General features: G+C 55.2%; 12 protein-coding genes. 5 read left to right on the forward strand and 7 right to left on the reverse strand.

What is annotated here, in order from left to right:
• Nucleotides 1-83: 83 nt before the first annotated feature.
• From kdsA to hemA, 6 genes are read right to left on the reverse strand one after another with little or no spacing between them, the layout of a single operon-like run.
• Nucleotides 84-938, reverse strand: a complete 855-nt coding sequence (gene kdsA, locus DDT56_RS23750; RefSeq protein ID WP_136168817.1) for a 3-deoxy-8-phosphooctulonate synthase — start codon at nt 936-938, stop codon at nt 84-86.
• Nucleotides 939-988: 50 nt separating this feature from the next.
• Nucleotides 989-1798, reverse strand: a complete 810-nt coding sequence (gene sirB1, locus DDT56_RS23755) for an invasion regulator SirB1 (RefSeq protein WP_136168818.1) — start codon at nt 1796-1798, stop codon at nt 989-991.
• A gap of 2 nt (nt 1799-1800) precedes the next feature.
• Nucleotides 1801-2193 (reverse strand): SirB2 family protein, encoded by a 393-nt coding sequence (locus tag DDT56_RS23760; RefSeq protein WP_256373238.1) that lies wholly within the window; start codon nt 2191-2193, stop codon nt 1801-1803.
• A 22-nt stretch (nt 2194-2215) separates the two neighbouring features.
• Complete coding sequence (gene prmC / locus DDT56_RS23765; RefSeq protein WP_136168819.1) at nt 2216-3061, reverse strand: peptide chain release factor N(5)-glutamine methyltransferase; 846 nt, start codon at nt 3059-3061, stop codon at nt 2216-2218.
• Nucleotides 3061-4143 carry a peptide chain release factor 1 gene (gene prfA, locus DDT56_RS23770; RefSeq protein WP_136168820.1) on the reverse strand — a complete coding sequence of 361 codons (1083 nt, stop codon included), beginning with the start codon at nt 4141-4143 and terminating at the stop codon, nt 3061-3063. The genes prmC and prfA overlap by 1 nt, the downstream gene beginning before the upstream one ends.
• A gap of 34 nt (nt 4144-4177) precedes the next feature.
• The gene (hemA, locus tag DDT56_RS23775) at nt 4178-5434 is read right to left on the reverse strand and encodes a glutamyl-tRNA reductase (RefSeq protein WP_136168821.1); all 1257 of its coding nucleotides are present in this window, start codon (nt 5432-5434) and stop codon (nt 4178-4180) included.
• 213 nt (nt 5435-5647) lie between these two features.
• On the opposite strand from hemA, the gene lolB reads away from it, so the two are divergent.
• The 3 genes from lolB to prs all read left to right on the forward strand — a co-directional run bounded on the left by lolB (nt 5648) and on the right by prs (nt 8243).
• Nucleotides 5648-6271, forward strand: a complete 624-nt coding sequence (gene lolB / locus DDT56_RS23780; protein WP_136168822.1) for a lipoprotein insertase outer membrane protein LolB — start codon at nt 5648-5650, stop codon at nt 6269-6271.
• 3 nt (nt 6272-6274) lie between these two features.
• Nucleotides 6275-7147 carry a 4-(cytidine 5'-diphospho)-2-C-methyl-D-erythritol kinase gene (gene ispE, locus DDT56_RS23785; protein ID WP_136168823.1) on the forward strand — a complete coding sequence of 291 codons (873 nt, stop codon included), beginning with the start codon at nt 6275-6277 and terminating at the stop codon, nt 7145-7147.
• 148 nt (nt 7148-7295) lie between these two features.
• Entirely contained in the window at nt 7296-8243 is a 948-nt protein-coding gene (prs, locus tag DDT56_RS23790; protein WP_136168824.1) for a ribose-phosphate diphosphokinase, read from the forward strand.
• A gap of 94 nt (nt 8244-8337) precedes the next feature.
• Here the strand turns inward: prs and ychH are convergent, their stop codons facing one another.
• Entirely contained in the window at nt 8338-8607 is a 270-nt protein-coding gene (gene ychH / locus DDT56_RS23795) for a stress-induced protein YchH (RefSeq protein WP_136168825.1), read from the reverse strand.
• 325 nt (nt 8608-8932) lie between these two features.
• On the opposite strand from ychH, the gene pth reads away from it, so the two are divergent.
• Entirely contained in the window at nt 8933-9520 is a 588-nt protein-coding gene (gene pth, locus DDT56_RS23800) for an aminoacyl-tRNA hydrolase (protein ID WP_136168826.1), read from the forward strand.
• 123 nt (nt 9521-9643) lie between these two features.
• Nucleotides 9644-10735 carry a redox-regulated ATPase YchF gene (gene ychF, locus DDT56_RS23805; RefSeq protein WP_009112733.1) on the forward strand — a complete coding sequence of 364 codons (1092 nt, stop codon included), beginning with the start codon at nt 9644-9646 and terminating at the stop codon, nt 10733-10735.
• Nucleotides 10736-10863: the final 128 nt, after the last annotated feature.

Raw genomic sequence — 10863 nt, forward strand, 5'->3', positions numbered from 1 at the left:
TAAAACAAGAACCCCACGGAAAATGTGGGGTTCGTCAGCAATCTGAGCCCGCGTTGCGGGCTTTTTTTATGCACGGCGATCGCTTAGTTGCTGGTATCCAGTTCCGGGAAGTTTTTCACCAGATCGTCAATGGCTTTGATCTGCTTCAGGAAAGGCTCCAGCTTATCCAGCGGCAATGCGGAAGGACCGTCGCATTTCGCGTTGGCCGGATCGGGATGCGCCTCGATAAACAGCCCCGCCAGACCCACCGCCATACCCGCACGGGCAAGTTCGGTCACCTGCGCCCGGCGTCCGCCCGAAGCCGCGCCAAACGGGTCGCGGCACTGCAATGCGTGAGTGACGTCGAAAATCACCGGCGAACCGTTGGATACCTGCTTCATAACGTTAAAGCCCAGCATATCCACCACCAGATTATCGTAGCCGAAGTTGCTGCCGCGATCGCACAGAATGACCTGATCGTTGCCGCCCTCGATAAATTTGTCGACGATATTGCCAATCTGCCCCGGGCTGACGAACTGGGGTTTTTTCACATTAATCACCGCGCCGGTTTTCGCCATGGCTTCAACCAGGTCGGTCTGACGGGCCAGAAACGCAGGCAACTGAATCACATCCACCACCTCGGCCACCGGTTGCGCCTGACTGGATTCATGGACGTCGGTAATGATTTTTACCCCAAAGGCCTGTTTCAGCTCCTGAAAAATCTTCATCCCCTCTTCCTGGCCCGGCCCGCGGTAGGAATGAATGGAGGAGCGGTTGGCTTTGTCAAATGACGCCTTGAACACGTAGGGTATACCCAGCCTCTGCGTCACCGTCACGTAATGCTCGCAGATACGCATCGCCAGATCGCGCGATTCAAGCACGTTCATACCGCCGAACAGTACGAAAGGCAGATCGTTGGCTACCGGGATATCCCCTATCTTGACCACTTTGTTCTTCATGCAGTTACCTTAATATCGGATAAATCAAAATTGCGTAAATTAACGATGCGTTAATGCAAAACGATATGTTTTTGCTCTATTGAGTGAATTTGAACTTTGATCATTTCACTCACCGGATCTTCCGGGCATTGTTCGACAAAATAGTTAAGATCGGACAGCGCGATATGGTCGCAGTCCAACTGGGCATAGATCAGACCGCGATCGCGGATTTCATACGGGTCTTCGGGATCAAACTGCAATACCGCTTCGCTGGCTCTCAGGGCCAGTTCCATCTGCTTTTCTTCCATCAGGGCGACTTTCAGCGTATCCAGCATCTTACGTACGATCAGCACGTTTTCCGCCTCGTCCAGATCTTCATCCAACAGCTCCGATGAAAGGCCGATATTGCCTTTCAGCCATACATCCAGCACGTGCTCGCTCAGGGTATCGCCGTTTAACGGGTTGATCAGCCACATCTCTTCATCCAGCCAGTCCGCCCGCAGAATCAGCTGGGTCGGGAAAATGACCGGCATCAGCGGCAGCCCAAGCTCATGGGCGATATGCAGAAAAATAACGCCGAGGGAAACCGGCATGCCCTGTCGGGACTCCAGCACCTTATCCAGCCATAAAACGTCGGAAAGCCGATAAACGCCGCTGGCTCCGCCGAACCCCCAGGTATGAAAGAAAAGCTCTATGAGTTTTTCCAGCTGTAGATCCTGATCGAGATCCTCGGGGATAACGGCGCGGGCATCGTCAACCAACTGTTGCAGATTTTTCCGCACGTCCAGGGCGGGGAAGTCACGGCGAATGGCCTGTGAAACTAATACGACACCTTCACTTAACTGTGAACGGTTGAATTCAAAATCAGCAATAGAACTCATAGTTATTCCATCAGCAACGGTAACTTGGTAAACGAAACCTGCATAACCAGATAAAAGCATACCAAGGCAAGTATAAACGCCACCCAGCGCACATTCTGACTGCGTGGGCGTTTCCCCAGGGCAACTGCGCCCAGGAGAATATAAATAATAACGCCAAACAGTTTTTCCGTCAGCCAGCTTTGTTGTGCGGTAAACGGATAAACGTGGCTAATAAAGATCAAACCGACGCCGCTAAGCAATAATAAGCTGTCGTTGATATGCGGCAGTATCCTGACCCAACGTTGCTGCAACATGGCGGACTGGCGGCATAGCCAGAAAAAGCGCAGCACAAACAAAAAAATGCTGGCGCCGACGGTCACCATATGCAGATAGGCGAATCCTAAAAAAAGTGCCACAGGCGTTTTTCCTTATGAAAAATTATTTATCTACCGCTTTTGGCCATTGCCCCAGCGAGACGCGATCGTTATTGCCGTAATCCTGACGGGTTTCTATCCGTGCAAAACCGTTATCCCGCAGCAGTCGGCACACGGCCGCTCCCTGCCGCCAGCCGTGCTCCAGCAGTAACCACCCTGCGGGCAGTAAATGGCCGGGCGCGTTGGCAATAATAAAACGCAGGTCCGCCAGCCCCTCTTCCGCCGCCACTAACGCGCTGGCTGGTTCAAAACGCACATCGCCCTGCGACAGATGGTCATCTGCGGCATCAATATAAGGCGGATTACCGACGATAAGCGCGAAGCGCTGTTGCGGCAGCGCCGAAAACCAGTCGCTCAGTAGGAAACGGACATTGGTAATGCCCAGCCGCGCGGCATTATGCCCGGCCAGCGCGACGGCGTCTGGCTGGGCATCCACGCCGATCACCCGGCAGTCCGGGCGCTCGCTGGCAATAGCCAGCGCAATCGCCCCGGTGCCGGTGCCCAAATCCAGTATGCTCGACGGCTCGGACGGCAGGCGTCGCAACGCCTGTTCAACCAGGCACTCGGTATCGGGTCGGGGGATCAGCGTGGCCGGCGATACCGCGAGCGACAGCGACCAAAACTCCCGCTCCCCGGTCAGATAGGCGATCGGTTCGCCGCTAATCCGCCGCGCCAGCAAGGCATCCAACTGCCGGCGCTGGGCATCCGTCAGCAGGGTTTCGCCAAACGCCAGCAGAAAGGTGCGCCCTTTGCCGGTGACGAAGCTCAGCAATATTTCCGCGTCCCGCTTCGGGCTTTCCCCCGCCGCCAGGCGCTCGCTGGCCGCGGCCAGCCAGGTTTGATAGTTCATTACTCTTGCTCGGAAAGCGCAGCCAGCAGATCGGCCTGATATTCCTGGACCACCGGCTGAATCAGCATATCCAGTTTGCCCTCCATCGCCTCATCCAGACGGTAGAGCGTCAGGTTGATTCGGTGATCGGTCACCCTTCCCTGCGGGAAATTATAGGTGCGGATACGGTCCGACCGATCGCCGCTGCCCAGCAGGTTACGCCGCGTGGACGCCTCTTCCTGCTGGCGCCGCTGCATTTCCGCCGCGCGGATACGCGCCCCCAGCACCGACAACGCCTTCGCTTTGTTCTTGTGCTGGGAACGCTCATCCTGACATTCGACCACAATGCCCGTCGGCAAGTGGGTAATGCGGATGGCGGAATCGGTGGTGTTGACGTGCTGGCCGCCGGCTCCGGATGAACGGAACGTATCGATACGCAAATCGGCGGGGCTGATCTCCGGCAGTTCGGCTTCCGGGATCTCCGGCATCACGGCCACGGTGCACGCCGATGTGTGAATGCGCCCCTGCGACTCGGTCGCCGGCACGCGCTGTACGCGATGGCCGCCGGATTCGAACTTGAGCTGGCCGTATACGCCATCGCCGGAAATCTTGGCGATGATCTCTTTATAGCCGCCATGCTCGCCGTCGCTGGCGCTGATGACTTCAACCCGCCAGCGGCGGGTTTCGGCATAACGGCTATACATGCGAAACAGATCGCCGGCGAAAATGGCGGCTTCATCGCCGCCGGTGCCGGCGCGCACCTCAAGAAAACAGCCGCGCTCATCGTCGGGGTCTTTCGGCAGCAGAAGCAGCTGAAGCTGCTGTTCCAGATCTTCGCCGGTCAATTTCGCCTGTTTTAACTCTTCCTGCGCCATTTCGCGCATTTCCGCGTCATCCAGCAGCATTTCGGCGGTTTGTATGTCTTCCTGTACCTGCTGCCATTGGCGGAAACAGCGAGTAATATCGGTAAGCTGCGCGTATTCGCGGGACAACGCGCGAAAACGGTCCATATCCGCGATCACGCTCGACTCGCCGAGCAACGCCTGAACTTCCTCATGGCGTTCTTGTAACGCTTCCAGTTTAGCAACAATAGAAGGCTTCATGCGGGCTGTTAAATCCTGTTAAGAGAGATAAATGCTAGTCCAGCCCAAGGCTGTCACGTAAAATTTGTAACCGATCCAGGTCGCCGTCGCGAGCGGCCTGCTGCAGAGATTTGGTGGGAGCATGGATTAAACGATTGGTTAAGCGATGCGTCAATTCCTGAATGACCGTTTCGACATCGTTCCCCTGCTGAATGGCGGCAAGCGCCTTGGCGGTCATTTCCGAACGCAGTTCATCCGCCTGGGCCCGGTAATCACGAATGGTTTCGACCGCGGACTGCGCCCGCAGCCAGGCCATAAAGTCGGCGCTTTCCTGCTGGACGATCGATTCCGCCTGAATGGCGGCGGCTTTACGTTGGGCAAGATTATGCTGAATAATGGCGTGTAAATCATCCACGCTGTAGAGATAAACGTTAGGCAGTTTGCCGACTTCCGGTTCGATATCGCGCGGGACGGCAATATCCACCATTAACATAGGCTGATTGCGTCTTGCTTTCAGCGTCCTTTCCATCATCCCTTTCCCGATAATTGGCAACGTGCTGGCCGTTGAGCTAATCACAATATCGGCATAAGCAAGCTGCTCATCCAGTTCCGCGAGGGTGATAACGTCGGCGCCGACCTCGGTGGCCAACGCCTGAGCGCGTTCGCGGGTGCGGTTGGCGATCACCATCCGATGCACCTGATGTTCGCGCAGGTGACGGGCAACCAGTTCGATGGTTTCCCCCGCCCCAACCAGTAAAACATTAACCTCGGCGAGGGACTCAAAAATCTGCCGCGCCAGCGTACAGGCCGCAAACGCCACGGAAACCGCGCTGGCGCCGATATCCGTTTCGGTGCGTACCCGTTTGGCCACGGCAAATGATTTCTGGAATAACCGCTCCAGCTCCCCGGACAGCGACTGTCCGCGCTGCGATACGGCAAACGCTTTTTTCACCTGCCCCAGGATCTGCGGCTCGCCCAGGACCAGCGAATCCAGACCGCTGGCGACGCGCATCAAATGGCTGACCGCCGCATTGTCCTCATGCCAATAGAGGCTGTCGCTGAAGTCATCGCGATTCAGTCGGTGGTATTCGCACAGCCAGTCAATCAGTTGCTCACGCTGGTTTTCCTGCTCTTCAACGCTGAGGTACAGCTCGGTGCGGTTGCAGGTGGACAGCAGCACGCCACCCTGCACCAGCGGTTGCTGCAGCAGGCTATTCAGCGCCTGCCCCAGGGTATCCGGCGAGAATACAACGCGTTCCCGCAAAGAGACAGGAGCAGTTTTATGATTAATACCAAGCGCGAGCAGGGTCATTGACAATTCTTGAGTAATACCGATGTTAGTATGGGTTTCGTCTGCCATGGCATTCTACTTGATGCCGGGAAGCAAGAAAAGCGACAGCGCGCGTTGTTCTCCATCCGGGGTATATACTTTACGCTGAAAAACGACAAACATTGACGCTGAACGGCAAGCCCGTTAGCGTGGCTGTTTTGCGATACTAAATCTGATTGATAGGATCTGAGCGACATGCCATTAAATCCCGCCCGTTGCCTGCGGCTTGTGCCGTTAGCCAGTTTTCTGCTGGTTGCCTGTAGCCTTCACCAGCCCACCTCGCCGGGGAAAAGTCCGACCTCGCCGCAGTGGCAGCAGCACCAGCAAAAAGTGCGGCAGCTGAGCCAATATCAGACCCGCGGCTCCTTTGCCTATATCTCCGATAGCAAAAAACTATATGCCCGTTTTTTCTGGCAGGAATCATCGGCGCAGCGCTATCGACTGTTGCTGACCAACCCGCTTGGCAGCACCGAGCTGGAGCTGAGCGCCCAACCGGACAGCATCCAGATTACCGACAATCAGGGTAAACGCTACGTGGGGAAAGACGCCGAGGATATGGTGCACCAGCTGACGGGAATGGCGATCCCGCTGAATAATCTGCGCCAGTGGATTCTGGGGTTGCCTGGGGAAGCGAGCGATTTCACCCTCGACGATGGCTATCTGCTTAATAAACTGACCTATCGTCAGGGGAATCAAAACTGGACCGTCAGCTATCAAAGTTATAGCCATAAGGTTAATCCGCCGCTGCCGGAAAGCCTTGAGCTCACTCAGGGCGAGCAGCGCATCAAGTTAAAAATGGATAACTGGACGGTAAAATAGCCCATGCGCCCCACCCCGATTGAGAAATGGCCCTCGCCCGCCAAACTGAACCTGTTTCTTTACATTACCGGACGGCGCGCCGACGGCTATCACCTGCTGCAAACCCTGTTCCAGTTTTTGGACTACGGCGACACGCTGACCATCGTCCCCCGTCGGGACGAGCGCCTGCGGCTGCTTACGCCGCTGGACGGCGTCGATAACGAACAGAACCTGATTATTCGCGCGGCGCGGCTGCTGCAACAGCATTGCATCAGCCGCGGCATCCGCCCGGATAGCTTTGGCGCGGATATCAGCATCGATAAACGGCTGCCGATGGGCGGCGGTCTGGGCGGCGGTTCATCCAATGCGGCCACCGTGCTGGTGGCGCTGAATCATCTGTGGCAATGCCGCCTGGATGTCGAGGCGCTGGCGGACCTCGGCCTGCGGCTTGGCGCCGACGTTCCGGTGTTTATTCACGGCCATGCCGCGTTTGCCGAGGGCGTCGGCGAGAAGCTGACCCCCGCTCACCCGCCGGAGAAATGGTATCTGGTGGCCCATCCGGGAGTCAGTATCGCCACTCCGCTGATATTCGGCGATCCCCAGCTAAAGCGAAATTCTCCGGTGCGATCGTTGGAATCGTTATTAAAGCAGACCTTCGTCAATGATTGTGAGAGTATCGCAAGAAAACGTTTTCGTGAGGTTGAACAGCTACTTTCATGGCTGTTAGAATACGCCCCGGCGCGCCTGACCGGAACGGGAGCTTGTGTGTTTGCCGAGTTCGACACCGAGCCCGAAGCCCGTCAGGTGCTTGACCAGGCCCCGGAATGGTTGAATGGTTTTGTGGCGCGGGGCGTTAACGTTTCACCGCTGCAAAGCGCGCTTTCCGGGCAATGTTAGGTATTGATATTAAATAGCCGGCTTTCGGTTATGTGCTATCAAACTTAATTCATACACCCGTATGCATATTGTGTCTGTTGTTGCTCCCCGCTTGCGGATATCATAGCGGGCACAATATTTCTCTGGACGCAAGCCTGAGGTTCTTCTCGTGCCTGATATGAAGCTTTTTGCTGGTAACGCCATCCCGGAACTAGCACAACGTATTGCCAACCGTTTGTACACTAGCCTTGGCGACGCCGCCGTCGGTCGTTTTAGCGATGGTGAAGTCAGCGTGCAAATCAATGAAAATGTACGCGGTGGTGATATATTCATCATCCAGTCCACCTGTGCACCCACCAACGACAACCTGATGGAACTGGTTGTTATGGTCGATGCGCTGCGCCGCGCTTCCGCGGGGCGTATCACCGCCGTTATTCCTTACTTCGGCTATGCACGTCAGGACCGTCGGGTGCGCTCCGCCCGTGTGCCGATCACCGCCAAAGTGGTGGCTGATTTTCTTTCCAGCGTGGGCGTTGACCGCGTATTAACGGTGGATCTGCATGCAGAACAGATTCAGGGCTTTTTTGACGTTCCGGTTGATAACGTTTTCGGCAGTCCGATCCTGCTGGAAGATATGCTGCAACAGGAGCTGGAGAATCCGATAGTGGTCTCTCCGGATATCGGCGGGGTGGTACGCGCCCGCGCCATTGCCAAACTGTTGAATGATACCGATATGGCGATTATCGATAAACGCCGCCCGCGCGCCAACGTGTCCCAGGTGATGCATATCATCGGCGACGTTGCCGGCCGCGACTGCGTGTTGGTTGACGATATGATCGATACCGGCGGTACGCTGTGCAAGGCGGCCGAGGCGTTAAAGGAACGCGGCGCCAAACGCGTGTTTGCCTATGCGACGCATCCGATCTTCTCGGGGAATGCCTACGACAACATTAAAAATTCGGTTATTGATGAAGTGATTGTCTGCGATACCATCCCGCTGACGGACAAAATCAAATCGCTGCCGAACGTCCGCACCCTGACCCTCTCGGGAATGCTGGCCGAAGCGATTCGCCGTATCAGCAACGAAGAATCCATTTCCGCCATGTTTGAGCATTAATCGTTTTTAACCGGGCATCCGGTTACTGATGATTAACAACACAAACTGCACCCTGAAAGGCGATAAGTAAGGGTGCAGTTTTTACCATCGCGATCTATGAATGGCGCTGGCGCTGACAGCGTTTATCAAAATGTTTTACCCACCAATAGCGATCGGCCACTTTTTCACGGCCGCTGATACGCGCACCGGCCAGCCAGGAGATGGCGCCGGCAAAAATGGTGATCAAATCCAGATAGGCGATAAACTGCGGTAGGTTCAGTTTGGCGAACTGGCTAATAATGCAATAGGCGATACCGCCAACCATCAGCACCATACCGAGCCCCATCAAACCGTTGCCAATCGTGATTGCGTTTTTACGTTTCATCTGTCACCTCCAGATAAACATCGGCGGATGAATGAAGTGGTTACAGCAATCCATCCCTGCTTTGATGTAATTATAGCCAATGAGGCAATTGCATTTGCGCGAACGATCACAGATGAATGCAACAAATTAATATTTTTTTACGAATTAACAACTAAATATACAACTATTGAAATAGTCACTATGGGTAATCAATAGCGCCGACGAGGAATTCCCCGCACACATTTGGCGATCAACCTGCCCTGTGTGTAAACTAGCGCACTTCTACCGTCACTTATGTACATCACGTGGCGTTAAGCGCTTGAAACGCCCAATCTGGAAACTTATCGTGAGCAGCATCAAGTTAATCGTCGGCCTGGCCAACCCCGGCGCCGAATATGCGGCAACCCGCCATAATGCCGGAGCCTGGTACGTGGACCGCCTGGCCGAGGCCCAGCGCCAGCCGCTGAAGGAAGAGAGCAAATTTTTTGGCTATACCTCGCGCCTGACGCTGGCCGGGCACGACATTCGCCTGTTGGTCCCCACCACCTTTATGAATCTGAGCGGCAAAGCGGTGGCGGCGATGGCGACGTTTTACCGTATTCAGCCCGCTGAAATTCTGGTCGCACACGACGAACTGGACTTATTGCCGGGGGTTGCCAAACTCAAACTGGGCGGCGGCCACGGCGGTCACAACGGTCTGAAAGACATCATCAGCAAACTGGGCAATAACCCAGAGTTTCATCGGCTGCGTATCGGCATCGGCCACCCCGGCGATAAAAACAAGGTCACCGGATTTGTGCTGGGTAAACCGCCGTCAAGCGAGCTGGCCTTGATAGATAAGGCGATTGACGAGGCGGTACGCTGCACCGAGATCCTGCTCAAAGAGGATATGGTCAAGGCGATGAACCGGCTGCACGCTTTCAAGGCGGCATAACTCGCCGGCTGATGCGGATCGAGATAAATCGACATTCCGTGTATAATCGGCCGGAAGATTTTCATTCTCACAGATGATTTTAACTAATCATCTGATTAATAAGTAATTTAAGGTGATATAAACATGGGATTCAAATGCGGTATCGTTGGGCTGCCTAACGTCGGTAAATCCACTCTGTTCAATGCGTTGACCAAAGCCGGTATCGAAGCGGCCAACTTCCCGTTTTGTACCATTGAGCCGAATACCGGTGTGGTGCCGATGCCCGATCCGCGTCTGGACAAGCTGGCGGAAATCGTCAAGCCGCAGCGTATTCTTCCCACCACCATGGAATTTGTCGATATCGCCGGGCTGGTGAAAGGCGCCTCCAAAGGGGAAGGCCTGGGTAACCAGTTTCTGACCAACATCCGCGAAACGGAAGCCATCGGCCACGTGGTGCGCTGTTTCGAAAACGACAACATCATCCACGTGAATAATAAAGTTGATCCGGCGGACGATATTGACGTCATCAACACCGAACTGGCGCTGTCCGACCTCGATACCTGCGAGCGCGCCATCCATCGCGTACAGAAGAAAGCCAAAGGCGGCGATAAAGACGCCAAGGCCGAACTGGCGGCATTGGAGAAATGCCTGCCGCAGCTGGAAAACGCCGGCATGCTGCGCTCGCTGGATCTGTCCGAAGAAGACAAAGCGGCCATCCGCTACCTGAGCTTTCTGACGCTCAAGCCGACCATGTATATCGCCAACGTTAACGAAGACGGCTTCGAAAATAACCCCTATCTCGACAAAGTCCGTGAAATCGCGGCGAGCGAAGGTTCCGTCGTGGTGGCCGTGTGCGCCGCGGTAGAGTCGGACATCGCTGAATTGGACGACGCCGATCGCGAGGAGTTTATGGCTGAGCTGGGGCTGACCGAACCGGGCCTGAACCGCGTTATCCGCGCCGGTTATGAACTGCTGAATCTGCAAACCTATTTTACCGCCGGGGTGAAGGAAGTCCGCGCCTGGACCATCCCCGTCGGCGCCACCGCCCCGCAGGCGGCGGGTAAAATTCACACCGACTTTGAAAAAGGCTTTATTCGCGCCCAGACCATCTCCTATGAAGACTTCATTACCTATAAAGGCGAGCAAGGCGCTAAAGAAGCCGGGAAAATGCGCTCGGAAGGTAAAGAGTACATAGTAAAAGACGGCGACGTGATGAACTTTTTGTTTAACGTCTGATTTGGTTCCGTTATTTCATAAGAACTCAGTGAAGTTGGGTATTCTCGTAACAACATTAAAATCCACGCGGTTGCGTGGATTTCAGACTGATGACAAAGTCCTGGCCTCTCAGCCAGGACTTTGATCTA

Source organism: Brenneria corticis (assembly GCF_003115855.1).
GTDB classification, from domain to species: Bacteria; Pseudomonadota; Gammaproteobacteria; order Enterobacterales; family Enterobacteriaceae; genus Brenneria; species Brenneria corticis.